This window comes from Sphingobium fontiphilum (genome assembly GCF_014196635.1).
GTDB lineage: Bacteria > Pseudomonadota > Alphaproteobacteria > Sphingomonadales > Sphingomonadaceae > Sphingobium > Sphingobium fontiphilum.
In genome coordinates, this window is sequence record NZ_JACIEB010000001.1 from 392,346 (window position 1) to 418,100 (window position 25,755).

At 65.0% G+C, this 25,755-nt stretch carries 24 protein-coding genes and 1 tRNA gene; 14 read left to right on the plus strand and 11 right to left on the minus strand.

The window, feature by feature from the left end:
* Window positions 1-24: 24 nt before the first annotated feature.
* From GGR44_RS01755 to GGR44_RS01765, 3 genes are read left to right on the plus strand one after another with little or no spacing between them, the layout of a single operon-like run.
* The gene (locus tag GGR44_RS01755) at window positions 25-1,023 is read left to right on the plus strand and encodes a PhoH family protein (RefSeq protein ID WP_183953706.1); all 999 of its coding nucleotides are present in this window, start codon (window positions 25-27) and stop codon (window positions 1,021-1,023) included.
* Window positions 1,016-1,516, plus strand: coding sequence for an rRNA maturation RNase YbeY (gene ybeY, locus GGR44_RS01760; RefSeq protein ID WP_183953707.1), 501 nt, complete (start codon window positions 1,016-1,018; stop codon window positions 1,514-1,516). Before GGR44_RS01755 ends, ybeY begins: the two co-directional genes overlap by 8 nt.
* A 23-nt stretch (window positions 1,517-1,539) precedes the next feature.
* Window positions 1,540-2,490: a hemolysin family protein gene (locus GGR44_RS01765; protein WP_183953708.1), complete on the plus strand. Its 951-nt coding sequence runs from the start codon at window positions 1,540-1,542 to the stop codon at window positions 2,488-2,490.
* A gap of 359 nt (window positions 2,491-2,849) precedes the next feature.
* Here GGR44_RS01765 and GGR44_RS01770 read toward each other — a convergent pair whose 3' ends face one another.
* Window positions 2,850-3,278 (minus strand): hypothetical protein, encoded by a 429-nt coding sequence (locus tag GGR44_RS01770; RefSeq protein WP_183953709.1) that lies wholly within the window; start codon window positions 3,276-3,278, stop codon window positions 2,850-2,852.
* 1 nt (window position 3,279) lies between these two features.
* A complete protein-coding gene (locus GGR44_RS01775; protein ID WP_183953710.1) occupies window positions 3,280-3,582 on the minus strand; it encodes an HU family DNA-binding protein in 303 nt (100 codons plus the stop codon).
* Between the two features lie 380 nt (window positions 3,583-3,962).
* On the opposite strand from GGR44_RS01775, the gene GGR44_RS01780 reads away from it, so the two are divergent.
* Window positions 3,963-5,396, plus strand: a complete 1,434-nt coding sequence (locus tag GGR44_RS01780; protein WP_183953711.1) for a DUF2142 domain-containing protein — start codon at window positions 3,963-3,965, stop codon at window positions 5,394-5,396.
* On the opposite strand, the gene GGR44_RS01785 is transcribed toward GGR44_RS01780, so the two are convergent.
* The gene (locus tag GGR44_RS01785; protein WP_425511296.1) at window positions 5,397-6,035 is read right to left on the minus strand and encodes an MOSC domain-containing protein; all 639 of its coding nucleotides are present in this window, start codon (window positions 6,033-6,035) and stop codon (window positions 5,397-5,399) included.
* A gap of 98 nt (window positions 6,036-6,133) precedes the next feature.
* Between GGR44_RS01785 and GGR44_RS01790 the strand changes: the two genes are divergently transcribed.
* From GGR44_RS01790 to GGR44_RS01805, 4 genes are all read left to right on the plus strand, one after another.
* Window positions 6,134-7,312: a glycosyltransferase family 4 protein gene (locus GGR44_RS01790; protein WP_183953713.1), complete on the plus strand. Its 1,179-nt coding sequence runs from the start codon at window positions 6,134-6,136 to the stop codon at window positions 7,310-7,312.
* Between the two features lie 28 nt (window positions 7,313-7,340).
* Entirely contained in the window at window positions 7,341-8,657 is a 1,317-nt protein-coding gene (locus GGR44_RS01795) for a replication-associated recombination protein A (RefSeq protein ID WP_183954209.1), read from the plus strand.
* The gene (locus tag GGR44_RS01800) at window positions 8,654-9,514 is read left to right on the plus strand and encodes a hypothetical protein (protein WP_183953714.1); all 861 of its coding nucleotides are present in this window, start codon (window positions 8,654-8,656) and stop codon (window positions 9,512-9,514) included. The genes GGR44_RS01795 and GGR44_RS01800 overlap by 4 nt, the downstream gene beginning before the upstream one ends.
* A 30-nt stretch (window positions 9,515-9,544) precedes the next feature.
* A tRNA-Thr gene (locus tag GGR44_RS01805) sits at window positions 9,545-9,619 on the plus strand.
* Between the two features lie 17 nt (window positions 9,620-9,636).
* Here GGR44_RS01805 and GGR44_RS01810 read toward each other — a convergent pair.
* Window positions 9,637-10,941 carry a patatin-like phospholipase family protein gene (locus tag GGR44_RS01810; protein WP_183953715.1) on the minus strand — a complete coding sequence of 435 codons (1,305 nt, stop codon included), beginning with the start codon at window positions 10,939-10,941 and terminating at the stop codon, window positions 9,637-9,639.
* A gap of 85 nt (window positions 10,942-11,026) precedes the next feature.
* Entirely contained in the window at window positions 11,027-11,959 is a 933-nt protein-coding gene (locus GGR44_RS01815) for a glutaminase (protein WP_183953716.1), read from the minus strand.
* A gap of 302 nt (window positions 11,960-12,261) precedes the next feature.
* Here GGR44_RS01815 and GGR44_RS01820 point away from each other — a divergent pair, with 302 nt between their 5' ends.
* Both GGR44_RS01820 and GGR44_RS01825 read left to right on the plus strand, forming a co-directional pair.
* Window positions 12,262-12,594, plus strand: a complete 333-nt coding sequence (locus GGR44_RS01820) for a YnfA family protein (protein WP_183953717.1) — start codon at window positions 12,262-12,264, stop codon at window positions 12,592-12,594.
* Between the two features lie 61 nt (window positions 12,595-12,655).
* Window positions 12,656-13,450, plus strand: coding sequence for a nucleotidyltransferase domain-containing protein (locus GGR44_RS01825; RefSeq protein WP_183953718.1), 795 nt, complete (start codon window positions 12,656-12,658; stop codon window positions 13,448-13,450).
* Between the two features lie 16 nt (window positions 13,451-13,466).
* Here GGR44_RS01825 and GGR44_RS01830 read toward each other — a convergent pair whose 3' ends face one another.
* From GGR44_RS01830 to GGR44_RS01840, 3 genes are all read right to left on the minus strand, one after another.
* Complete coding sequence (locus GGR44_RS01830; protein ID WP_183953719.1) at window positions 13,467-13,955, minus strand: hypothetical protein; 489 nt, start codon at window positions 13,953-13,955, stop codon at window positions 13,467-13,469.
* Between the two features lie 47 nt (window positions 13,956-14,002).
* Complete coding sequence (gene alaS, locus GGR44_RS01835) at window positions 14,003-16,660, minus strand: alanine--tRNA ligase (protein ID WP_183953720.1); 2,658 nt, start codon at window positions 16,658-16,660, stop codon at window positions 14,003-14,005.
* A gap of 226 nt (window positions 16,661-16,886) precedes the next feature.
* A complete protein-coding gene (locus GGR44_RS01840; RefSeq protein WP_183953721.1) occupies window positions 16,887-18,986 on the minus strand; it encodes a malate synthase G in 2,100 nt (699 codons plus the stop codon).
* A gap of 98 nt (window positions 18,987-19,084) precedes the next feature.
* Here GGR44_RS01840 and GGR44_RS01845 point away from each other — a divergent pair, with 98 nt between their 5' ends.
* The 4 genes from GGR44_RS01845 (at window position 19,085) to GGR44_RS01860 (ending at window position 23,750) form a co-directional block, all read left to right on the plus strand.
* Window positions 19,085-20,005 carry a LysR family transcriptional regulator gene (locus GGR44_RS01845; protein ID WP_183953722.1) on the plus strand — a complete coding sequence of 307 codons (921 nt, stop codon included), beginning with the start codon at window positions 19,085-19,087 and terminating at the stop codon, window positions 20,003-20,005.
* 9 nt (window positions 20,006-20,014) lie between these two features.
* Entirely contained in the window at window positions 20,015-22,288 is a 2,274-nt protein-coding gene (locus GGR44_RS01850) for an NADP-dependent malic enzyme (RefSeq protein ID WP_183953723.1), read from the plus strand.
* A gap of 44 nt (window positions 22,289-22,332) precedes the next feature.
* Complete coding sequence (locus GGR44_RS01855; RefSeq protein WP_183953724.1) at window positions 22,333-23,010, plus strand: L,D-transpeptidase family protein; 678 nt, start codon at window positions 22,333-22,335, stop codon at window positions 23,008-23,010.
* Between the two features lie 113 nt (window positions 23,011-23,123).
* Entirely contained in the window at window positions 23,124-23,750 is a 627-nt protein-coding gene (locus GGR44_RS01860) for a YitT family protein (protein ID WP_183953725.1), read from the plus strand.
* On the opposite strand, the gene GGR44_RS01865 is transcribed toward GGR44_RS01860, so the two are convergent.
* Genes GGR44_RS01865 through GGR44_RS01875 form a run of 3 tightly spaced genes read right to left on the minus strand, consistent with a single transcriptional unit; the run spans window position 23,744 to window position 25,726 of the window.
* Entirely contained in the window at window positions 23,744-24,274 is a 531-nt protein-coding gene (locus GGR44_RS01865) for a hypothetical protein (protein WP_183953726.1), read from the minus strand. The two genes, GGR44_RS01860 and GGR44_RS01865, sit on opposite strands and share 7 nt — an antisense overlap.
* On the minus strand, window positions 24,261-24,632 hold the full coding sequence (gene hisI, locus GGR44_RS01870) for a phosphoribosyl-AMP cyclohydrolase (protein WP_183953727.1): 372 nt from the start codon (window positions 24,630-24,632) through the stop codon (window positions 24,261-24,263). Before hisI ends, GGR44_RS01865 begins: the two co-directional genes overlap by 14 nt.
* 47 nt (window positions 24,633-24,679) lie before the next feature.
* On the minus strand, window positions 24,680-25,726 hold the full coding sequence (locus GGR44_RS01875) for a Glu/Leu/Phe/Val family dehydrogenase (RefSeq protein WP_183953728.1): 1,047 nt from the start codon (window positions 25,724-25,726) through the stop codon (window positions 24,680-24,682).
* Between the last annotated feature and the right edge of the window lie 29 nt (window positions 25,727-25,755).

Below are 25,755 nucleotides of genomic sequence, written 5' to 3' on the forward strand. Positions count from 1 at the left end.
ACAGGGCAAGGGAGGCTGCTGACCATGGGCAAGAAACCACAGCAACAGGCTGGCCTGGGCGAACGGGCCCGGCTGGAAATCACATTTGAACGCCCGCACCTGCTCGGCGCGCTGTTCGGCCAATATGACCAGAATCTGGTCGCCATCGAAAACCGGCTGGGCGTCTATATCGCTGCGCGCGGCAACAAGTTGCAGATCGAGGGCGAGGCCGAAGCCGCCGCCCGCGCCCGCGACGTGATGACCGGCCTCTATAACCGGCTGGTCGCGGGGCAGGAAATTGACGGCGGCGCGGTGGAGGCGGTGATCGCGATGTCGTCGGAACCGACGCTGGACGGCATCATCCGCCATGACGTGGCCGAACCGCCCAAGGTGATGATCCGCACGCGCAAGAAAACCATCGTGCCGCGCAGCGCGACGCAGGTCACCTATATGGAGGCGCTGACCCGCAACGACATCATCTTTGCGCTTGGCCCGGCAGGCACCGGCAAGACCTACCTCGCCGTCGCGCAGGCGGTCAGCCAGCTCATCACCGGCAGCGTCGACCGCCTGATCCTGTCCCGTCCCGCCGTCGAGGCGGGCGAGCGGCTGGGCTTCCTGCCCGGCGACATGAAGGACAAGGTCGACCCCTATCTGCGCCCGATCTATGACGCGCTCTACGATACGCTGCCCGCCGAACAGGTGGAGCGGCGCATCGCGAGCGGCGAGATCGAGATCGCTCCCCTCGCCTTCATGCGCGGCCGCACGCTCGCCAACGCCTTCATCGTGCTGGACGAGGCGCAGAACACCACCATCGCCCAGATGAAGATGTTCCTCACCCGCTTTGGCGAGAACAGCCGCATGGTCATCTGCGGCGATCCCAAGCAGGTCGACCTGCCGCAACCGGGCATTTCCGGCCTCGCTGACGCGGTCGCGCGCCTCGACGGGGTGGAGGGCATCGCCATGGTGCCCTTCGGCATTGGCGACGTTGTCCGCCACCCGGTGGTCGGCCGCATCGTCCAGGCCTATGAGGGGCCCGATGCTTGACGTCGCGGTCCTCCACGACAGCGGCTGGGTTGGCGCGGACTGGGCGGCGATAGCCCGGCGCGCCGTGGCCGCCGCGGTCCAGCACAGTGCCTATGCGGCCTTCGCCGACCAGCCCGTCTGCTACGAAATCGCGGTCAAGCTGACTGACGATGCGGAGGTCCACGACCTCAACCGCAGCTATCGCGACAAGGACCGGCCGACCAACGTCCTGTCCTTTCCCATGGTTCAGCCGGACCTGCTCGAAACGCTGGACAATACCGACGATGGCGAAGTGTTACTGGGCGATATCGTGCTGGCCGAAGGGGTGTGCGCGCGCGAGGCCGAAGAAAAAGGCATTCCGATGACCAGTCACGCCACGCATTTGATCGTGCATGGGACTTTTCATTTGCTGGGATATGATCATATGGACGACATGGAGGCCGAAGCCATGGAGGCGCTGGAGATCCAGGCGCTCGCCAGCATCGGCCTGCCCGATCCCTATGGCGATCGCTGAAACAACAGGGAAGACAAGGAACAATGGCGGAAGGCGGCCCCAAGGAGCCCAGCGGCTCGAAAGAGGCGGACAGTAGCAGCGCCGAAGGCGGTTTATGGAGCGGTCTCAAGTCGCTGTTTTTTCGTGATGGCGAGAGCCACAGCCTCCGCAAGGAGCTGGAAGAGGCGCTCGACGACTATGACGAGGACGGGGAGGATGGCGACAAGCGCGCCGCCCCCGCCAAAGGCGACCTGTCCGCCATCGAGCGGCAGATGGTCCGCAACCTTCTCCATTTTTCCGAACATACGGTCGACGATGTCGCGGTGCCGCGCGCCGACATCATCGCGATAGAGGAAAAGGCGAGCTTCGCCGACCTCGCCGCCCTGTTCGCTGAAGCCGGGCACAGCCGCATTCCCGTCTATCGCGATACGCTCGACACGATTGTCGGCATGGTCCACATCCGCGACGCCTTCGCCATATTGGCGGGCAAGGCGCCGGTGCCCGACACGCTGGAGCCGCTGATCCGCCAGCCGCTCTATGTGCCCGAAAGCATGGGCGCGCTCGATTTGCTCGCGGAAATGCGGGCGAAGCGCACCCACCTTGCCATCGTGCTGGACGAATATTCGGGCACCGAAGGGTTGCTGACGTTCGAGGATCTGGTCGAGGAAATCGTCGGCGAGGTCGAGGATGAGCATGACGACGAGCCCGAAGCCATGCTGGTCGCGCTGGAAGACGGCCTGTGGGAAGCTGACGCCCGCGCCGAGCTGGAGGACGTGGCCGAAGAAATCGACCCGCGCCTGTCCGACGTGGAGGAAGATGTCGACACGCTGGGCGGCCTCGCCTTCGTGCTGGCCGGCCACGTCCCCGAACCGGGCGAGATACTGGACCATCCCCAAAGCGGCTGGCGCCTGGAAATCGTCGCCAGCGACGGACGGCGGGTGACAAGGCTAAGGCTGCACCCGCCGGTTGATGTGGCGGAGGATGAGGGGGAGTAGAGGCATTAAGCGGACCGGAAGTGGCCGATAGCGGATTGGCGGGTTTTGGGTTGCCGGACCACCTAACCGGACATCATCGTGGTTGATCGTGTGGGCAACTGGGCCGGAGGGAGGTGTTTGGCTGTCGCGGTCGACTAATTAGTCTCGTTTATACCCGCTCCTTGCGATGAACTGCGCACGTTCAACCAACTGGTCAAAGATGACGATGTCGATGTTACGCTCGCGCCATGCAGCAGCTTTTACGTGCTTCACTGCCTTGCGGCGGGGAGGATGAAAGTCCGAGAAACGGCTTCCCCTCCCACTCTTCCTGAGAATGTTTCTTGTAAGGCAGCGCGTTGCGGAAGCAACGGCTCGACCTTCTACAGTATCGGGAAACGAACAACCTTTGAAATTGATATCAAAAGAACAATCACTCCAGCTAGCGGTAGCAGTTGCTTGAGATAAAAAAAGAATCTATCCTGTAAAAATCGAAAAACTATTCCAATGCCCGCCAGCTTGAATTTTCCCTTGTCGTTATTGGCAGCCTGCGTGTTGGACAACCACCCCATGAGAAGATGCAAATAGTCCGCTAAAACAGTCGTCACACCAAACAGCCCGGCCCATGATAGGTAATTTGCTGATTTGGCAACGAGGGCCTTTGCAAAAATGGCGTCTGACGATAGCAGCCCGAACGCGACCGCAACCAAGCCAAACCCTAGATATCGAGCCAATTCACTGATTTTTGAGGAAAAATAGTCCTGGTTTTCGCGATATTTCGCGCGTCGTTGCTCAGGAGTAGGGTCCGTCATGTTACCTCCGTCGCGTGCCGCCCCATCCATCATCGCCGACGGCATCCTTCAAGCCCTTACCTGCTTTGAACTTAGGCTGGCTTGACGCCTTAATGGTCATGGTCTCACCGGTCCGCGGATTGCGTCCCATCGAGGCTTGACGCTTCGAAACGGAAAACGTCCCGAAGCCAACGAGGCGAACCTCATCGCCCTTCTTCAGTGCTCCAGTTATCGAATCGAATACGGCTTCTACCGCTTTGGCCGCGTCGGCTTTCGACAAGCCAGCTGATTCAGCAACGGCGCTGATCAATTCGCTCTTATTCAAATCGATTCCCCCGAGACACGTATCGAAAAGATGCTATCGGTTGACCCACGGGATGTCATCGCCTTTCTTTGGCGAGTGTGATTGCTATGAAAGCGCGAACGTCCGCTTCCGTCGAACGCTGCCATTCGATGAATGACGTGGGAACGACTGCAAAGTCCCCAGACTCGGTCTATTGCTCTGCCGCATTAGCTCGATGAACGAAGGGCAAGTTTCAGGGAGCCGTTTCGAGCTGTCGAAGGCCCCTTCTGTCGCGCAACCACCCCATCCCCCGGCAAAAATTCCGAAACCGGCGGGAAATATTAAGCCTCGGGCTTTAACCTTGCGCCTCTCCCCGGCATGGTGGCCGGGGCATTATGCGGACAAGGCGGAACGGACGGAGCATGGCGAGCGATCTTGGCCCTTTTGAAAGGCTGATGCTGACGCTGGCCTGTGTGATGACGCTGTTCTTCGTCGTCGTGACGCCGCCCTTTCAGGCGCCCGACGAGAACCAGCATTATATGAAGGCGCTGCTACTGAGCCAGGGGCAGGTGCTGACCAGCCAGCGCGGCGACATGATCGGGGCGGCGTTGCCCAATGCGGCGCTCGACATTCATGCCGTCGATTTCCCGACCGATCCCGATGGCCGGGTTCAGCTTTACACCCCCGCCATGCTGGCCAAGAGCTGGTCGGCGGACGCCAAGCGGCCGGGGGAACGGTTCGCCGATTTCCCCAATGTGGCGAGCTATGCGCCGACCCTTTATGCACCCGGCGCGGCGGGGCTGATGCTGGGCGAAGCGCTCGGCCTGCCCCGGCTGGGCGCCTTCTACATGGGGCGGCTGGTCAATGCGCTGACGGCGCTGGCGCTGCTGTTCGCGGCGCTGCGGATCATGCCCTTTGGCCGGCTGGCGATGCTGGCCGTCGCGCTGCTTCCGACCTTCGCCTATCAGAATGGATCGCTCTCCTCCGACGCGGTCATCAACAGCATCGGCTTCCTCGGCCTCGCCATCGCGCTGCGGATCGGCGCGCAGGGGGCGGGCACGGGCGGCGCGACCGTCGCGGCGCTGACCGCCCCCGTGCTGGCGCTGGCCAAGGGGGTTTACCTGCCGCTGATGGCCGCCGGGCTGCGCTGGCCGCTGTGGCGCGGGCGGAGCAACTGGACCTTGCTGGCGGTGATGGCGCTGGGCGCGGGCGTGTTCGTGCTTTGGATGCGCTATAGCGGCGGGAGCCAGGCGCTTTACCACATCGCCTCGCGCAAGACCGGCGAAACGATGATGACCGCGCCGCTGGCCGAACAGTTGCGCGTCATCCTGAACGATCCCATGGGCTTCGCGCATATCCTCGTCACCAGCGTGGCGGAGCGCAGCCCGGTCTATGCGTTGCAGATCGTCGGGCGTTTCGGCTGGAACGCGATATTGCTGCCGCTGGTCGCCTATCCGATTGCGGGGATCATGCTGGCCGCCGCCGTGCTCTCGGGCGCGCAGGAGCGGTTCGGTTTGGGCCAGCGCATCTGGTGGCTGATGGTGGCCGCCGGGGTCGCCATCCTCATCGAAACCGCCATGTATCTCACCGGCACGCCCTATGCCGCCGATTATATTCAGGGAACGCAGGGGCGCTATTTCCTGCCCGTGCTGCCCTTGGCGCTGATCGCGCTGATGCCGCATTACGGGTTGGGCAACGGACCGCGCATCATGGGGCTGGCCGCCTGCGCCCTGTCGCTGATCGCGGCGGCGAGCGCGCTGGACAGCTTCTGGTGGCATGGCTTCGTCACCAGCGACGGCATGCCCCCGCACGACAGCATCGGCGCGGCGCTGCTGCTCCCCTCGCCCCGCTGGTGATCAGGCGGACAGTTTTTCCGCTCGCTCCCGCCAGGCCTGCGCCAGCACCGGCATCGCGGCCAGCGCGCGCACCGCCTCCGGCTCCTTCTTATGAGCGCCGCCGATCAGCAGGCGGAACACCCGGTCGATGGGCCATGTAGGCAACGGCCGCTCGATCAGGGTCATCGGCGCGCCAGCCTCCGCCTCCCCTTGGCGGATCACGCGCAGGTAAATGCCGCACCGCGCCGTCTGGACGATGGTCGCCATCACCTTGCCCGCACCGAAACGATGGTCGAGCTTCCAGCAGGGCTGGCGGCCATGGCTGACCTCGACCACCGCGCTGCCCATGGTGAAGCGGTCGCCCAGACAGATGTCCGCCTCCGTCATCCCGCGCGAGGCGATATTCTCGCCAAAGGCGCCCGGCGCGTCGAGCAGGGGATGGTTGCCGAGCCGCTCCCGCCACCAGTCATAATGGTCCTGCGGATAGAGATGGATCGCCTTGTCCAGCCCGCCATGATGCACCCGGTCGGCGACATGATCCCCGGCCAGCCCCTGCCAGCCGATCTGGACCGCGCCGGACACCGGTTGCTTGGCGATGGCGCTATGGTCGTCGCCGCGAAAGGGCCGGGGGCTGCCGGTCAGCAGCGCGTCTATGGTCATGGCTGTCATGTGCCCCATGTGCCACGGTTGCCAGGCGCAGCATAGGTCCGGGACGGGACCACTTGGGTTTTACCGGCACCTGCGTTAAGGCGCTCGGCATGGATGCATCCGGCCTGCGCGTCGCTCTGTTCAGCGGCAATTATAATTATGTCCGCGATGGCGCCAATCAGGCGCTCAATCGCGCCGTCGCCTATATGCTGCGCCGGGGGGCCAGCGTGCGCGTCTATTCGCCCACCACCGACACGCCTGCGTTCGAACCGGCGGGCGAACTGGTGAGCGCGCCATCTTTCCCGGTGCCGGGGCGCGGCGAATATCGGGTGCCATGGTGCCTGTCGTCCCGGCTGCGCCGCGATCTGGCCGCTTTCGCGCCCAATGTCGTGCATGTCGCCAGCCCCGATCCGCTCTGTCATCGCGCGATAAGCTGGGCGCGGGCGCGCAGCCTGCCCATCGTCGCGTCGGTGCACACCCGCTTTGAAACCTATCCGCGCTATTATGGACTAGCCTTTCTGGAGCCGGCGGTGGAAGCGATCTTGCGCCGTTTCTATCGCCGCTGCGACGCCATTGTCGCGCCGTCCGAATCCATGGCGCAACTGCTGCGCGAACAGCGGATGAGCTATGATGTCGGCATCTGGACGCGCGGCATCGACCGGGAGATTTTCCGTGCCGACCGCCGCGACCTTGGCTGGCGCGAATCGCTTGGCATCGCGCCCGATGTGCCGGTGATCGGCTTTGTCGGCCGACTGGTGATGGAAAAGGGGCTGGACGTTTTTTCGGACACCATCGACCTGCTGGCCGAACGGGGCGTTGCGCATCGCGTGCTGGTGGTGGGAGACGGCCCGGCGCGCGAATGGTTCGAAAATCGGCTGCCAAACGCCGTCTTTGCCGGGTTTCAGAAGGGACCGGACCTTGGCCGGGCGGTGGCCAGCATGGACATGCTGTTCAATCCTTCGGTCACCGAAACATTCGGTAATGTGACGCTGGAGGCGATGGCCTGCGGCCTGCCCACGGTCGCCGCGCGCGCCACCGGCAGCGAAAGCCTCGTGAGCGAAGGCGTGACCGGCCGCCTGATCCGGCCCGGCGCGATCGGCGCCTTTGCCGATGCGCTCGGCCAATATTGCATGGACGCCGACGATCGCGCCCGCGCAGGCGCCGCCGCCCGCCAGCAGGCCGAACGCTATGGCTGGGATCAGGTCAACCAGGCGCTGGTCGACACCTATTTGCGCGTCGTGCGCCAACGGGTCCATGGCACGGTCGTTCGTTCCAGCCCGGTTCCCTGATCGGGCGGGCGCGCCTATATCGGTGACGATGGCCGACCTGTTTCTATCCTCCACCCCTGATGCAACGCCGCACGGCGACAATGTGCCGCTGGCCGACCGCCTGCGGCCGCAGACATTGTCGGATGTGGTGGGGCAGGATCATCTGACCGGACCTGAAGGCGCCATTGGTCGCATGGTGGCGGCGGGTCGGCTTTCCTCGATCATATTCTGGGGGCCGCCGGGCACGGGCAAGACGACCATTTCGCGCTTGCTCGCGCAGGCCGTGGGTATGCGGTTCGAGCCCATCTCTGCGATTTTTTCCGGTGTCGCCGACCTCAAGAAGATTTTTGCCGCCGCGCGCGATCATGCCCGCACTGGCCAGCGCACGCTGCTGTTTGTGGATGAAATCCACCGTTTCAACCGGGCGCAGCAGGATGGCTTCCTGCCCTTTGTCGAGGATGGCACGGTCACGCTGGTCGGCGCGACCACCGAGAACCCGAGTTTCGAACTGAACGCCGCCCTTTTGTCGCGCGCGCAGGTGCTGATCCTGCGGCGGCTGGACAGCGATGCGCTGGGCCTGCTGCTCGACCGGGCGGAAGCGCTGATGGACCGGCCCCTGCCCCTTGACGCCGCCGCGCGCGAGGCGCTGATCGCCAGCGCCGATGGCGATGGCCGCTTCCTGCTCAATCAGGCGGAGACGCTGTTTTCCGTTGATCTTCCCGCGCCGCTTGATCCGGTCGGCCTGTCCGCCCTGCTGCACCGCCGCGTCGCTGTGTATGACAAGGATCGGGAGGGCCATTATAACCTCATTTCCGCGCTTCATAAGTCGCTGCGCGGGTCCGATCCACAGGCGGCGCTTTACTATCTCGCGCGGATGCTGGTGGCGGGGGAAGACCCGCTTTACGTGCTGCGCCGTCTGGTCCGATTCGCCAGCGAGGATATCGGCCTTGCCGACCCGCAGGCGCTGATCCAGTGCCTCGCCGCCAAGGACAGCTATGATTTCCTCGGGTCACCCGAAGGCGAACTGGCGGTCGTGCAGGCCTGTCTCTATTGTGCGACCGCCCCGAAATCCAACGGCGCCTACAAGGCGATGAAAGCAGCCTGGAAATCCGCCCGCGACACCGGATCGCTGATGCCCCCGGCCAATATATTGAACGCCCCGACCAGGCTGATGAAGGATGTCGGCTATGGGCAGGGCTATGAATATGACCATGACGCGAAGGATGGCTATTCGGGCGCCGATTACTGGCCGCGGGACATGACCCCGCAGACCTTCTACACGCCCGGCGAACGCGGGTTCGAGGCGCGAATTGCGGAGCGCATGGCGTGGTGGAGCAAATTGCGCGCCGAACGCGGCGGCGCATGACGCCGCGCTTCGAGCGATTCGTCGCCATCGACTGGTCGGGCGCAAAGGGCGATCGGCACAAGGGGATAGCGGTCGCCTCGTGCGAGCCGGGCAAGGCGGCGCCCGCGCTTGTCGCCTCTCCATCCGGCCGCCACTGGTCGCGCACCGAAGTCGCCGACTGGCTGGTGGCGACCGCAAGATCGAGACCGACGCTGTTCGGATTCGATTTCAGTTTCGCGCCGCCCTTGATCGAGAGGGGCGGCTATCTGCCCGGCGACGATGTGCCGGATGACGCCCCGGCCTTCTGGGCCTATGTCGACGCGCGCTGCGACGATGCGGATCTGGGCGCGGCCAGTTTTCTGGAAACTGCCCATCGCCGTCATTTCTATTTCGGCAAGGCGGATGGCGTGAAATCCGACTTCATGCACCTGCGGCGATGCGAAGCCCGATACAACGCGCAAGGCGGCGGCAAGCCGTCCACGGTCTACGACGCCATCGGCGCAGCGCAGGTGGCCAAGGCCAGCTTTGCCGGAATGCGCCTGCTCCATCGGGCGCGCGCCCATGTTCCGGTCTGGCCATTCGATCCAGCGCCCGAGGACGGATCGCTGATCGTCGAGATCTATACCAGCATCGCGGCGCGCGACGCCGGACGGCCAAAGGGACGCAGCAAGATGCGCGATGCGACAGCGCTCAACGATGCGCTGTCGTCCTTAGGAGCCATGCCCCATTTCGGCCCCATGCCCGACGACCACGGCGCCGACGCGATCCTGACCGCCGCATGGATGCGCCATCGGTCGGGGGAAGCGTCGCTCTGGTCGCCTGATGCGCTCAATCCGCTCATCGCCCGCACAGAGGGCTGGACGTTCGGCGTCATCTGACTATATGGGCTGCCTTCATCCCGATGGATGGCCGGCTTAGCACAGCGGTAGTGCAGCGGTTTTGTAAACCGAAGGTCGGGGGTTCGATCCCCTCAGCCGGCACCATTGTCCCCATCCGCCAATCAACCTGGCCCACCGTTGATCGGGCTGAGCGTGCGCCATGGTTCGGTGCGTTCCGCCTTCCGCTTCCCCCACGCCCGCAGACAGCCCATGAAGCCGGGGTCGAACATGATGTCCTCCGGCTTGGTGCATCCGCCACCTTCAGGCGCGGCCGCATCATGGCCGTCGGCCGTGACGAAATGGATCGGCCCGACGGGATGCTCCAGCCGCAACGCCGCGATGGAGCCGACTTCCAACTGGTTGACGACAATGGCCTCCGCCCGGATGGCGTTGGTCAGCGCGTCCGAATTGACGTCGGGCTTGGTAAGCGGATCGCCAGGCACGCGGCTTTTCGCGCGCGCCAGCGTCGTCGGCCCGTTCCGCACGATATAGATCGCCGGCTCGCGCGCAGCGTCATGCTTGGCATCGCCCGTCGATCTGTGGAAGGCGCGCTCCACGTCAGCGCTGATCCGGGCGGCAAAGACCGACTGGCGCACGCCGCCGTCATAATAGCTTTTATCGCCAACCCGCACCTGCTGGAAAAAGACCGGCATAGCGGCCGACGCCAGCGCCGCCCCCGCCAGGCATTGCTGGGCCGTGCGGGGATCGCGCCGGTAGCGCCGGGCGATTTCCACCGCGTCGACATAGAAGAAATCGCCGCTGTCCGCCTCGACGAAACCGATCAGCACGACCTTGTCCAGGTCGGCCAGCGCCGCGATCAGCGGGCAGCCCGCCTCGGCGCCATCGGGGCACAAAGCCGCCTCGATCTTGCGGCGCAGCGGTTTGAGCCCCGCCATCGACCCGCGAATGGCCGCCTGCCATTGCGGGTGCCGGTCAACGACATCGCTTTCGCGAGCCGGGCTGTAATTGCGCTCCATCGCCGCCATCGCCTCTGGCGTGCCCAGCGCTACGAACAGCGATTGCAACCCGCCGGTGCTGACGCCGGTCACGGCGTCGAAATCGGGCAGTTGGCCCTTGTCGGCCAGCGTCTTCAAATAGGTCGCGCCAAAAGCGCCCCATTGCCCGCCGCCCGACAACAGAAGGACCGACAGGCGGCGCTCGTCGCGACGATCCGGCGTCAGCTTGCGATTCAGCAGGGATTGCAGCGGCGTCGGCGGCGCGGTGATCTCGGCGGCTGCGGCGACCATGGCCGCGCTGTCGTCGCCATGGATCTCGGCCTCCAGCGGCGATGGCGGCAGGCGGTGGCGCAGCGCCGCGCCGGTGGCGCCGGCCTTGTCAAATTCCGCGCAGGCAATGCGGATCGGCCCGGATGTCGAACAGGCGGCCAGCATCATCAGCGCCAGCGCCGCAAAAACGCGCTTCGTCATTCCCGATTTCCTCCCTGTCGTTGCCGAACCTGATGACAGTGCAACGCCAGGTGAACTATGACCCCGGTCACAATGGTGGAAATGGTCAGGGGTCGGGGGGACTGAACACCGACCATCCTGTGCGCCGCGCCAGCTCCTCCAGCGCCAGCGTGCCAAGATAACTATTGCCATTGTCGTTCAGCCCCGGCGACCACACCGCGACGGCGGCGACGCCCGGCACGATCGCCAATATGCCCCCGCCCACCCCCGATTTGCCCGGAATGCCGACGCGAAAGGCGAAATCGCCCGAGGCGTCATAATGGCCGCAGGTCAGCATCAGCGCATTGATGCGCCGTGCGCGGCGGGGCGACACCACCCGCCCGCCATCAGGATGCCGCCCGTCGAGCATCAGATAGCGGCCCGCCAGGGCGAGCTGGCGGCAACTCATCTCGATGGCGCACTGATGGAAATAGCTGCCCAGCACCAGATCGACGGGATGCCGGACATTGCCAAAGGCGCGCATATAATGGGCCAGCGCCATGTTGCGATGGCCGGTCGCGGTTTCCGACGCGGCCACCGCTTCGTTGATCGCAATGGCGTCATCGCCCGCCAGATAGCGAACGAAACGCAGCATCTCGCCAATGGCGACGCGCGGCTGGTGCCCGCCCAGATTGACGTCGGCCACCACGATGGCCCCCGCGTTGATGAACGGATTGCGCGGAATGCCCTGTTCATGCTCGAGCTGGGTGATGGAGTTGAAGGCGTTGCCCGAAGGTTCCCGGCCGACCCGGTCCCACAACTGGTCGCCGACCTTGCCGAGCGCCAGCGTCAGCGCGAATACCTTGGAAATGGACTGGATCGAAAATGGCTCGTCCGCATCGCCCGCCGTTATCATCCTGCCGTCGACCGTGACGACTGCGATGCCGAACCGGGCGGGATCGACCTTGGCCAGTTCGGGAATATAGTTCGCCACCCTGCCCCGATGGTCGCGCGTGCCCATATGCGCGGCGATTTCGGCAATGATGGTGACAAGGTCCATGCGCCCGCTATTCTCCTGACGAAGCACGCTGCGTCAGTGCGCCGCCGCCCCGGTCTCGACGCCCGCCTTATCATGCAGGGCGATCACCGTGTCGAGGGCGCTGCCGGCGGAAATGTCGCGCAGACACTCCGCGATCAGGCCGATCCTCAAATGGACAGGGAAGATTCTGCCAACAAGGGCTGCCCGGTAGACGGAGTGGGGCTCCTGGTTGTCGCCATCAGCATGAACCCATGGCCTCATCACAGGTCGCCCGGTCCAGCCTGCGATTGCCGGCGCGAATTTCTCATGCGATAGCAGGGGGCATGAGCGCGTTTGCTTTCCTTGGCGCCGCATTCGCCGAAATCGCCGGATGCTTCGCCTTCTGGGCTTGGATTCGGCTGGGCAAGTCCCCCTGGTGGATCGCACCCGGCATCCTCTCGCTCTGCCTGTTCGCCTATCTTCTCACCCTGCCTGCATTGGATCAGGCCGGACGGTCATACGCTGCCTATGGCGGCGTCTATATCATGTCCGCCCTATGCTGGCTCTGGCTTGTCGAGGGAACGAAGCCGGATCGCTGGGATGTGCTGGGCGCTGCCGTCTGCCTCATTGGCGCGGCGATCATCTACCTCGGTCCGCGCGGTCAGACCGCCGGATAGACTTCTGCTTGCAACCGTCGCCAACTCAGCCTTATCCTGAACTGCTGCTCAGGAGAACAGCATGTCCGTCAGCATCCCGCCTGTCCACGCCGCCTTCATCGATACCATCTGCGCCGCCATAGCCGCCGATGATCGCTTCATCGCGCTCCTTGCTGGCGGCTCCTTCATCCATGGCGGCATGGATAGTCATTCCGATCTCGATCTGGTGCTGGTGGCCCGCGACGATGCGCTGGCCGACGTCATGGCGTCGCGCACAGCTTTTGCCCGATCATTGGGGCCGGTCATGAGCGCCTTTACCGGCGAGCATGTCGGTGAACCGCGCCTGCTCATCTGCCTTTATGGCCCGCCCCTGCTGCACGTGGACTTGAAATTCGTCGGTACGGATGACCTTGACCGGCGGATCGAGCGGCCCGCCATTCTGTTCGCGCGCGAGGAATCCCGCATTGCCGAGCGGCTGGACCGCGTGGCCATCGCCTGGCCCGACCATGATGCGCAATGGTTCGAGGACCGCATCTGGGTTTGGCTTCACTATGCCGCGACCAAGGTGGCGCGCGGCGAACTATATGAGGCGTTGGGGATGCTCGGCTGGCTGCGCGAGCATGTGATTGGCCCGATGCTCTATCGACGCGCGGGTCAGCCGCAGCGCGGCGTCCGGCGAATCGAACAGGCCGGCGTCGATCCGGATGGCCTGCTTGCCGCGACGCTGGCGGGCCATGACGCCGCCGAAATCCGCACAGCTTTATTGGCCGTTGTCGATATCTATCTGTCTTTGCGGGAGGACCACCTGCCCGCCATGCCGAGCACCAATATGCCGATGGTGCTGTTGGCATGGATGGAGAATATGGGACGCAGCTGAACCGTCCGGCCTCACATCATTTGCGTTGTTCGCGCGACAAAGTGAGACGCAAGCCGCCGTCTCCGTCCAGCACGGCTTCACCATCGGTGAGCACGAGTTGTTGCTGGATCGAAATTTGCCTTGTGCCGCGTGGACAGGCTTTGTCGTCGGCAGGCCTTGAGTAGCGCGCAGAGACGGACAGGCGGTCAACCTGGTATCGGCCGATCGTGATTTCGATACTGCGCGTCTCGCTGCCGGATGTTTCACCGTCACATGATGCCGGGTTGTCGGCCGCTTCCTGGATCGACACACGCGCGGATGCGCGGCCGACCAACAGATTACCCGACCACAAAATGTCCGGCCCCATGGAAAGCGTGACGCGAACCGGGATCGTCGCCACCATTATCGGCGATGTCATCGTGCGCGGCATGGCAACGACCTGCGGCGGAGGCGCTGGCTGGGCCAAGATCGGCGTCGGAAAAACCGCGATCATGCAGAATATCGCAATGCGGAACATAGTCGCCACGGATTTCCTCCTTCCTTCCGCCCCCGATGCCGATCAGGGGCGACAGATCATGCCGCGACCTTCGCCAGCGCGGCCCTGACCGCTTCGACCGCCGCCTGCGCCCTGTCGCCTTCGGGGCCGCCGCCCTGCGCCATGTCGGGACGGCCGCCGCCGCCCTTGCCGCCCAGCGCCTCTACGCCCGCGCGGACCAGGTCGACGGCGCTCACCGTGGCGGTCAGGTCGTCGGTCACGCCCACCGCGATGGTGGCGCGGCCATCGACGACCGCCAGCACGGCGGAAATACCGCTGCCCAGCGTCTTCTTGTTACCATCGACGATGCCGCGCAGTTCCTTCGGGTCGAGGCCGTCGATCACCTGCGCGAGGAAGCTGAAACCCGCCACCTGTTCCGGCCCGGCCGGGGCCGCGCCCCCCGCGCCGCCGCCCAGCGCCAGCGCTTTCTTCGCTTCGGCGAGTTCACGCTCCAGCTTGCGGCTCTGTTCCACCAGCGCGGCGATGCGCGCAGGCACGTCGTCGGGCGTGGTCTTGAGCGTCGCAGCCGTCTGGCGCAGCTTGTCGTCGCGCTCGGTCAGCCACAGGCGCGCGGCCTCTCCGGTCAGCGCCTCGATACGGCGCACGCCGCTGGAAACGGCGCTTTCCGACACGATCTTGAACAGGGCGATGTCCCCCGTCGCCCGGACATGGGTGCCGCCGCACAATTCGACCGAATAGCTCAGCCCGTCGCCCTTCCCCATGGAAAGCACGCGGACCTCGTCACCATATTTTTCGCCGAACAGCGCCATGGCGCCCGCACTGATCGCGTCGTCCGGGGTCATCAGGCGGGTCGTGACTTCCTCATTATGGCGGACCTGCGCGTTCACATCCGCCTCGATCGCGGCGATCTGCTGGCTCGTCAGCGCCTCAGGATGCGAGAAGTCGAAGCGCAGGCGATCGGGCGCGACAAGGCTGCCCTTCTGCGTCACATGCGCGCCCAACTGGTTGCGCAGCGCGGCGTGAAGCAGATGGGTGGCGCTGTGGTTGGCGCGGATGCGGTCGCGCCGGTCGGTGTCGACCGCCAGATGGACGGTGTCGCCCACCTTGACGCCGCCTGCTGCGATCCGCGCCTTGTGCGCGTGCAGGCGGCCTAGCGGCTTGGACGTATCCTCGACCACGGCTTTCAACCCGGCCTGCGTGGAAATCACGCCGGCGTCGCCCATCTGGCCGCCGCTTTCGCCATAGAAGGGCGTCTGGTTGGTGATGACGACCACTTCATCGCCAGCCGCCGCGCTGTCAACGCGCGCGCCGTCCTTCACCAGCGCCAGCACCTCGCCTTCGCCCTGCGTGGCCGTGTAGCCGACAAATTCGGTGCTGCCGGTGGTTTCGGCAATGTCGAACCAGATGTCGTCCGACGCCTTTTCGCCCGACCCCTTCCACGCGGCGCGGGCGGCGGCCTTCTGTTCGGCCATGGCGGCGTCGAAGCCGGCGCGGTCGACGGTCAGGCCGCGCGAGCGCAGCGCGTCCTCGGTCAGGTCATAGGGGAAGCCATAGGTGTCATAGAGCTTGAACGCCGTCTCACCCGGCAATGTGCCGCCTTCGGCCATATCCCCGGTCGCTTCGTCCAGCAGGCGCAGGCCGTTTTCCAACGTCTTGCGAAAGCGGGTTTCCTCGCGCAGCAAGGTTTCCTCGATCAGCGACTGGGCGCGGACCAGTTCGGGATAGGCGCCGCCCATTTCCGACACGAGGCTGGAGACGAGGCGATACATCAGCGGCTCCTTCGCGCCGATGATGTGGGCATGGCGCATGGCCCGGCGCATGATCCGGCGCAGGACATAGCCCCGGCCTTCGTTCGCGGGCAGCACGCCGTCGGCGATCAGGAAGCTGGTCGAGCGCAGATGGTCGGCGATGACGCGATGGCTGGCCTTATGCTCGCCATCCGTCGCGGTTTTCGACAGCGCCCCGCTCTCGGCGATCAGCGCCTTGAACGTGTCGGTATCATAATTGTCATGCACGCCCTGAAGCACGGCGGCGATGCGCTCCAGCCCCATGCCGGTGTCGATGCTGGGCCTGGGCAGTTCGCTGACGATCTCGTTGGCTTCCTGCTCATATTGCATGAAGACGAGGTTCCAGATTTCGACGAAGCGGTCGCCATCCTCTTCCGGGCTACCCGGAGGGCCGCCCCAGATATGGTCGCCATGGTCGTAGAAGATTTCCGAACAGGGTCCGCAGGGGCCGCTATCGCCCATCGCCCAGAAATTATCCTTGGTCGGAATGCGGATGATGCGCTCTTCGGGAAGGCCCGCAATCTTCTTCCACAGGTCGAACGCCTCGTCGTCCGTGTGGTAGACGGTTGCGGTCAGCTTCTCGGCGGGAAGGCCCCATTCCCTGGTCAGCAGCGTCCAGGCATGAGTGATCGCCTGTTCCTTGAAATAATCGCCGAAGCTGAAATTGCCCAGCATTTCAAAGAAAGTATGGTGCCGCGCCGTGTAACCGACATTGTCGAGGTCGTTATGCTTGCCGCCCGCGCGGACCGACTTCTGGCTCGACGTCGCGGTCTTGTAGGGGCGGGTTTCCAGGCCCGTAAAGACATTCTTGAACGGCACCATCCCTGCGTTGACGAACATCAGCGTCGGGTCGTTGTGCGGCACCAGCGGGGCCGAGGGAACGATGGTGTGGCCGTTGGCCCCGAAATAATCGAGGAAAGAGCGGCGAATGTCGTTGGTCGAGGTCATGGGGGCGATTTAGTGGGAAGCGCCTCGCCGCACAAGCGGGGGATTTGGTCGTAATGCAGCATCCGTCCAGCCAGCGAAGGCTGGCAGCGACCGTCATCCCGGCCTTGAGCCGGGACCCAGCTTCTTCCAATCTACCCATAGAAGCTGGACCCCGGCTCAAGGCCGGGATGACGGGTAGGAGTCTACCAATCGGCCCCGGTCGCAACCGACGGCGGCCCTCTCCCCGTCAGGCGGCGGCTTTCGCCTCCAGGCGGAATTTGTGCAGCAGCGGTTCGGTATAGCCGCTGGGCTGCTCCACGCCTTCGAACACCAGCGCCCGCGCCGCCTTCCACGCAAAGCTGCTCTCTTCGTTGCCCGACATCGGCCGGTAGAGCGGATCGGCCGCATTTTGCGCGTCGACCTTCCTAGCCATGCGGGCGAAGGCGGCGTCGACCTGATCCGCCGTGCACACGCCGTGCAGCAGCCAGTTGGCCATATGCTGGGAGGAAATGCGCAGCGTCGCGCGGTCTTCCATCAGGCCGACGTCATGGATGTCGGGCACCTTCGAACAACCAATGCCCTGATCGATCCAGCGGACGACATAGCCAAGGATGCCCTGGGCGTTGTTGTCCAGTTCCTCGGCGACTTCCTCGGCCGACCAGTTATGCCCGGCGGGCGCGACCGGAATGGTCAGCAGCCGGTCGAGCGGGGCGATCCCTTCCGCCTTGCGCTCTTCCTGCCGCGCGAACACGTCGATACGGTGATAATGGGTCGCGTGCAGCGTCGCCGCCGTGGGCGAAGGCACCCAGGCGGTGTTCGCGCCGCTCTTCGGGTGGCCGACCTTCTGGTCCAGCATGTCGGCCATCTTGTCCGGCGCCGCCCACATGCCCTTGCCGATCTGCGCCCGGCCCGACAGGCCGCAGGCAAGGCCGATCTGGACGTTGCGATCCTCATAGGCGGCGATCCAGTCGCTGCTCTTCATCGCGCCCTTGCGGATCATCGGCCCGGCCTGCATCGACGTGTGCATCTCGTCGCCGGTGCGGTCGAGGAAGCCGGTGTTGATGAAGACGATGCGGTCCTTCACCGCGTGGATGCAGGCGGCAAGGTTGGCGGAGGTGCGGCGTTCCTCATCCATCACGCCGACCTTCAGCGTATAACGGGCAAGACCCAGCACATCCTCGATCGCGTCGAACAATGCGTTGGTGAACGCCGCTTCCTCCGGCCCGTGCATCTTGGGCTTGACGATATAGACGCTGCCCGCGCGGCTGTTGCCACCTTCCCGCTTCAGGTCATGAAGCGCGATCAGGCTGGTGACGATGCCGTCCAATATGCCTTCGGGCGCTTCATTGCCATTGGCCAAGCGAATAGCAGGCGTGGTCATCAGATGCCCGACATTGCGGACGAACAACAGGCTGCGGCCCGGCAGGGTGAAGGCGCTACCGTCGGGCGCGGTATAGGCGCGGTCGGGGTTGAGCGCGCGGGTCATCATCGCCCCGCCCTTTTCGAACGTGTCGGTCAGGTCGCCCTGCATCAGGCCCAGCCAGTTGGCATAGGCGGCAACCTTGTCCTGCGCATCGACGGCCGCGACCGAATCTTCCAGATCGCAGATGGTGGTCAGCGCGGATTCCAGGATGACGTCGGCTATGCCCGCCGGATCGTCCTTGCCGATGGGATGGTCCTTGTCGAAGACGACTTCGATATGCAGGCCATTATGGCGGAAAAGCTTGCCCTTGGCGCTGGCGCCGACGAGCTGCGTCGGGTCGGCCAGCACGATGTCTTCGCTCGTCAGGTCGGCCCAGCTTCCCGACGCAAGCGGGATGGCGTCGTCCAGAAACGCCCTGGCCCAGGCGATGACCTGCGCGCCGCGCGCGGCGTCAAAGCCCTTGCCCTCTGGCGTGCCGGGAATGGCGTCGGTGCCATAGAGCGCGTCATAGAGGCTGCCCCAGCGGGCGTTGGCGGCGTTCAGCAGGAAACGGGCGTTGAGGATGGGGACGACCAGTTGCGGCCCGGCCATGCACGCGACTTCGTCATCGACGTTTTCGCTGCCGATGGCGAAGGGCGCGGGTTCCGGGACGAGATAGCCGATTTCCCGCAGGAATCCCTGATATTCGGCCTGATCGATAGGTTGGCCGAACCGCGCCTTGTGCCAGGCGTCGATCTTCGCCTGAAGATCGTCCCGCTTGGCGAGCAGCGCGGCGTTGCGGGGCGCGAGGGTGGCAAAAATCCCGGCCGCACCGGTCCAGAATGCGGCAGTATCGACGCCCGTGCCAGGCAATGCGCGATTTTCGATGAAATCGACCAACTCGGACGCGACCTGCAGGCCGGCGCGATCAACAAACAATCCCATGGTTCAGGCTCCCATATTTCCGGGCCTGAATAGACCTTCACGATTATATGCGATAGACGCCATTATATGAATTAAGAATTTCACCTAAGGAAATAATCATGGACCCCGATTATGCCCTGTTCGCGACCATCGTTGCGGAAGGCGGCATGGCTGCGGCGGGAAGACGCCTGCATATCTCCCCGGCCATGGTGTCGAAGCGGCTGATGCGGCTGGAGCAGCGGCTGTCCGCGCGCCTGATCCAGCGCACGACCCGACGGTTGGCGCTGACCCCCGCGGGCGCACGGCTCCATGCCGACCTGTTGCCGATCATGGCGGCGCTGGATGCGGCGGAGCGCCGCGTGGCGGGGTTGAGCGAGGCCGTATCCGGCCCCCTGTGCATCAGCGCCCCCACATCCTTCGGACGAATGCACGTCGCCCCCCATCTGGGCCGGTTCCTGATGCTGCACCCGCATGTGGACCTGCGCCTTGATCTGTCAGACGATTATGTCGATCTGCTCGGCGCCCGGACGGACATGGCCATCCGCATCACCGCCGATCCCGGATCGGGCATGGCCGCACGGCGACTGGCCACCAACCGCCGTCTCCTGTGCGCCACGCCCGCCTATCTCGACGCCTTTGGCGCGCCGGAGCGGATCGGCGACCTCAAACATCATCGCCTGCTCGCCGCCGACGGGCAATTGCCCTGGCGGCTGATCGGCCCGCGCGGCGCGGCCACGGTCGACGGGCAGAGCCATGTCCGCACCAACAGCAGCGAGGTCGTGCGCGAGTTGATGCTGGGCGGCGTGGGCATAGCATTGCGTTCGCTGTGGGATGTCAGCGACGCGCTGGCCGATGGCCGTGTGCGCCAGATTTTGTCGGGCCATGAGGGTTCTTCCGATGTCGGCCTGTTCGCCGTCTATCCCCATCAACCGCATCCCCCGCTGGCGTTGTCGGCCTTCATCGACTTTCTGGCCGAAATCTATGCGCCGACGCCGCCCTGGAGCCATCGTGGCATTGCCCCCGCCCTGCCAGCGGCCTAAGGCGTCGGCATGGACGAAAACACCCGCCGCGCCGCCCTCGATTATCATCGCTATCCCCAGCCCGGTAAGCTCCGCATAGAGCCGACCAAGCGGATGGTGAACCAGCGCGATCTGGCGCTGGCCTATTCTCCCGGCGTGGCGGCCCCCTGTGTCGAGATCGCCGCCGATCCCGACAAGGCGCTGGATTACACCGCGCGCGGCAATCTGGTCGCGGTCATTTCCAACGGCACCGCCGTCCTTGGCCTGGGGGCCATCGGCGCGCTCGCGTCCAAGCCGGTGATGGAGGGCAAGGCCGTCCTGTTCAAGAAGTTCGCCGACATCGACGTGTTCGACATCGAAGTCGACACCACCGACCCCGACAAGTTCGTCGAAGCCGTGGCGCTGCTGGAGCCGACATTCGGCGGCATCAATCTGGAAGACATCAAGGCGCCCGAATGTTTCGCCATAGAGGCGCGCCTGAAGGAACGGATGAACATTCCGGTCTTTCACGACGATCAGCATGGCACAGCCATCGTCGTCGCGGCGGCGGTGACCAATGCGCTGGTGCTTCAGGGCAAGACTCTGGCCGACGCGCGGTTGGTGACGTCGGGCGCGGGCGCGGCGGCGCTGGCCTGCGTCGACCTGCTGGTCGCCATGGGCCTGCCCGTCGACCATGTGACGCTGACCGACAAGGACGGCGTCATCCATTCGGGCCGCGAGGGCATGTTGCCCAATATGGCGCGTTATGCCCGCGACACCAATGCCCGCACCCTGCCCGAAGTGCTGCCGGGGGCCAATGTCTTCCTGGGCCTGTCGGCGCCGGGCGTGCTGAAACCCGAATGGCTGCCGCTGCTGGCCGACAAGCCGCTGATCTTCGCGCTCGCCAATCCGGAGCCGGAAATCCTGCCCGAAGTCGCGCGCGCCGCGCGGCCCGACGCCATCGTCGCGACTGGCCGGTCGGATTATCCCAATCAGGTCAACAATGTCCTGTGCTTCCCCTATATCTTCCGGGGCGCGCTGGACGCTGGCGCAACGGAAATCAACGAAGCGATGAAGATGGCGGCGGCCGAGGCGATTGCCGGGCTGGCGCGCCGTCCCGCGCATGACAGCGTGGCGCAGGCCTATGGCGGCCGCAAGCTGACCTTCGGCCCCGATTATATCATCCCCACCCCGTTCGACCCGCGCCTGATCCTGGAGATCGCGCCCGCCGTCGCCCGCGCGGCCATGGCGTCCGGGGTCGCGCGTCGCCCGCTCGACATCCATCATTACCGGCGGAAATTGTCGGGGCAGAACACCCGGTCGACCCAGTTGATGCTGCCCGTTTTCGATGCCGCGCGTGGCAGCGGCAAGCGGGTCGCCTTTGGCGAGGGCGAGGATGAGCGCGTGCTCCGCGCCGTCCATGATGCTCTGGAGGAAGGGCTGATGCGGCCGGTTCTCGTCGGCCGCCGCCGCATATTGGAAAAGCGACTCGCGGAACTGGAACTGCGCCTCGACCTCGACCGGGACGTCGAGATTGTCGATCCCGAAACCGACTACGAACTGATGGCGAAGCTGGTCGAAGGCTATCGCACGGTCGCCGCCCGGCGCGGCATACCCGCTGCGGAAATTCAGCGCCATGTCTATCGCCGCCCGGCGGTCACCGCCGCCATGCTGCTGCGCATGGGCCATGCCGATGCTGCGCTGGTCGGCGGCAATTCGGAATATTGGGGACAGGTGGAACATGTGCTGCGGATCATCGACCGGCTGCCGGGCAATGAGCGCGTCTACGCCCTGTCGGGCCTCATCCTCGATGCGGGCGCCTTGTTCCTGACCGACACCCATATGGTGCCGGACCCCAGCCCTGAACAGGTGGCGGAACTGACCCAGTTGGCCGCCACCGAACTGCGCCATTTCGGCCTCAAGCCCAAGGTTGCGCTGCTGTCCCACTCCAATTTCGGCTCTTCGCACAGCCCCAGCGCGCGCAAGATGCGCAGCGCGCTTACATTGCTGCGCAAGGCAGCGCCCGAGCTGACCGTCGATGGCGAAATGCACGCCGACGCGGCGCTCAGTCAGGCGCTGCGGGACAAGCTCATCCCCGATTCGCGCTTCGCTGGCCCGGCCAATCTGCTGGTCATGCCCAATCTGGATTCGGCCAACATCGCTCTTACGGCGCTGGCCGCCTCATCCAGTTCGCCGACCATCGGCCCCATGTTGCTGGGCCTGTCCCAGCCCATCCATGTGCTGACGCCGGGCGTATCGTCGCGCGGCATTTTGAACATGATCGCCATCGCTGTCGCCGAAGCGGGGCGCGAAGGCAGCGATTAACCTTTTTGCCCTAACATGGCCTCGACAAGGAGGTGGCGCGCGCCATGGTAAAATCGTTGATCCGTTCGGTCGCTCCCAAATTGCTGCTTGGCGGCGGCGTTCTGGCGCTGGCGGCGGTGGTCACTGGCCTTGCCGAGCGTGCGCCCGGCGAAACGCCGCCCGCGCCGCAACCGACGCCACAGCCCAAGCCGGCACAGATCGCCTCCGCCCAGCCCATCGAACGCTCGCGCAATCAGCCGGTCGAGGTTGAAAAGGGCGCCCTTGTGGTTCGCCGCGTTCTCCCCATTCAGCCTCCCTTCCGCCATGGCGATTATATGTGGGACGAAAATGGCGCCCCCGCCGATGGCCGCATCATCGTGACCATCGACCTCAAGGCCCAGACCTTGTCGGTGTTCCGCGATGGCTATGAAATCGGCGCCGCCGTCATCATCTATGGCGCGGACAACAAGCCCAGCCCGCTGGGCGCGTTCCCGATCACGGAGAAGGACGCCGACCATGTGTCGAACCTGTATGACGCGCCCATGCCCTATATGCTGCGCCTGACCAATGACGGCGTCGCCATCCACGGCAGCGACGTTCAATGGGGCAACGCCACCCATGGCTGTATCGGCGTGCCGACGCCCTTTGCCGAAAAGCTGTTCAAGGTGGCGAAGCTGGGCGATCTGGTCATCATCACCAATGGCCGGATGCTCGACACCAGCAAGGCGCAGCGCGGCGCCTGAAGGCGACGCGTTGGGAACCGGCGCTTTTCAATCTCTGCCGCGAACGCTATCAAAGCGGAAAAATATGCCGGGAGGATGACCGGGGCTTGCTCCCATGTTTACGGAACGCCCTGATGCCCTCCGCCGTCGACAGCCCCTCCCCGTCAGCGCGCCCGCACAGCCTGGGTGAAGACGCCTATGCCGTGGCCATTGGCTGCGCCTTCATCGCCATGGGGGTGATGATGCTGAAACAGGCGGGGCTGGTGACTGGCGGCATGGCGGGGATCGCGCTGCTGCTGTCCTATCTGCTGCATTACCCGGCGACGACCCTGTTCCTGATCGTCAACATCCCCTTCTTCCTCTTTGCCGGGCGCAGCATGGGGGTCGCCTTCGGTCTCAAGACGCTGTTCGCCAATGTCGCCATCATGGCGATGGGCTGGATGCTGCCAGGCGCGATCAGCATCGCCCGGATCAGCCCCTTCTTTGCCGCGCTGTTCGGCGGATCGATCATCGGTTTCGGCATTCTCGCCATTGCGCGCCATGGCGCGGGGGTCGGCGGGCTGGGCGTTGTCGCCCTTAGCCTGCAAAAGAGCCGGGGATGGAATGCCGGACGCACGCAGATGATTGGCGACGCGCTGATCCTGCTGGCGTCATGGCCGCTGCTCGACTGGCATCGCTTTGGCCTGTCCTTGCTGTCGGCGGTCGCGATCAATCTCGTTCTGGCGGTCAATCATCGTCCGGGCCGCTATATCGGTTACTGACAGAGCATATCGCCGTCACGATCGCGCGCCGCCAACGCCGCCTTCTCGTCATAGGCAAGGCGCGGAAAAGCCACCCCCTCCATCGACGCGCGGTTCTGGCACAGGTCGGCGCAGTGAACATCGACCACGCCGGGCAAAGCCACGCGATCGCCCTCATAGGTCGCAACGATGGTGCATTGGGCGCGCGGAAAGCGCAGGATCAGCTTGTCGCCCGCGCGCCGGGCCGTTCCCCGGCCCTTGCAGGTCTGCCCCTCGCCAAATTCCACTTCCGCGCCCATGCGAAATTTGTTCGGTCCATCAGCGACAACACAGAGCAGGTCGCGCCCGGCCTCATGCCGCCTCTGGTAGAGGCCGACCGGCGAAATCCTGCCCGCGTCGACGATGACGCCGCTTTCGATGGCGGCCCGCTCCAGTCCTGACGGCGCCTGCCCGTTCTGGACGGGGGCGGCCACGTCCTGCTGCGACGCCTGCTGACAGGCGCACAGCAGGATCGGAAGGATCAGCGTGGCCCTATGCCTCGGCATCGACGGGGGTCAGCCCCTCCGCTGTGACGCGACGGAAAAAGCAGCTCCGCGCGCCCGTGTGGCACGTGGGCCCGGCGGGGACCGCCTTGACCCAGACGGCATCCTGATCGCAATCGATGCGAATATCGCGCACGGCCAGCATATGGCCGGAACTTTCGCCCTTTTTCCAAAGCGACTGGCGGCTGCGCGACCAGAAATGAGCAAAACCGGTTTCCACCGTCAGCGCCAGCGCCTGCGCATTCATATGCGCGACCATCAGCACATCGCCGCTGTCGACGTCGGTCACCACGGCCGTGATCAGGCCGTCGCGGTCATATTTGGGATCAAGGGTCAGCCCCGTGTCGCGCGCATCACTCATGCCCCCGCCTATAGGGGCGCTGACGATGGATGCGAAGCCCCCCTTTTTCAGCCCCGACCGATCAGTTTCTGCGCCATGACGTCAGCGACAAGGGCGGCAGGCAGGCCGCTGGCGGCGCTTTCGGCCCAGATGGCGTGCAGTCGGCCGGGGATCAGCGCGACCCGCGCGTCCACTTCCGCGCGGTCGCCCTGCCCCAGATATTCGAGGCCCACATTGATGATGCCGCCTGCGTTGATGACATAATCGGGGGCATAGAGAATGCCCCGCTCATGCATGCGCTGCGCATCCGCCGGGGTGGCAAGCTGATTATTGGCGCCGCCCGCCACGACGCCGGCGCGAATCAGCGGAATGCTGCGTTCGTTCAGGATCGCGCCCAGCGCATTGGGGCTGACGATGTCCGCATCCAGCGTCAGTATCTCGTCGGCGCCGCACACCGCCGCACCCAGTTCCTGCGCCAGCGCCTGAGCGCGCGCTTCGTCCCGGTCGGCCAGCGTCAGCCGCGCGCCATCGGCCGCCAGTTTGCGGGCAAGGCCGCCGCCAACGCTGCCCACGCCCTGAATGGCGACATGCACGCCCGCCATGACGTCACGCCCCAGGGCTTGCTTCGCCGCCGCACAGACGCCCAGATAGACGCCATGCGCCGTCACCGGCCCAGGATTGCCGCCCGCCGCGCCCGCGCCCACCGGCAGGCCGGATACGAAGCGCGTCTGCGTGGCGATGGCGCTCATGTCGGCCACGCTGATGCCGACATCCTCCGCCGTCACATAACGGCCGCCGAGCGAATCGACGGCGCGACCAAAGGCGTGGAGCAGGGCCTCGCTCTTGCCGCCGTCGGCATCGGCCAGGATCACGCCCTTGCCGCCACCCAGCGGCAGGCCCGCCATCGCGTTCTTGTAGCTCATGCCCCGCGACAGGCGCAGCGCGTCGGTGATCGCTTCGGCGCGATTGGCGTAATGCCAGAACCGGACGCCTCCGGCCGCCGGACCAAGCGCGGTCGAATGGACAGCGACGACAGCCGTCAGGCCGCTCGCCCGATCACGGAACAGATGCACCGCTTCATGGTCGTCAAAATCCGGCAAGTCCCAGGCAGCCATCGCGTCCTCGTAATAAAAATACCGATGAT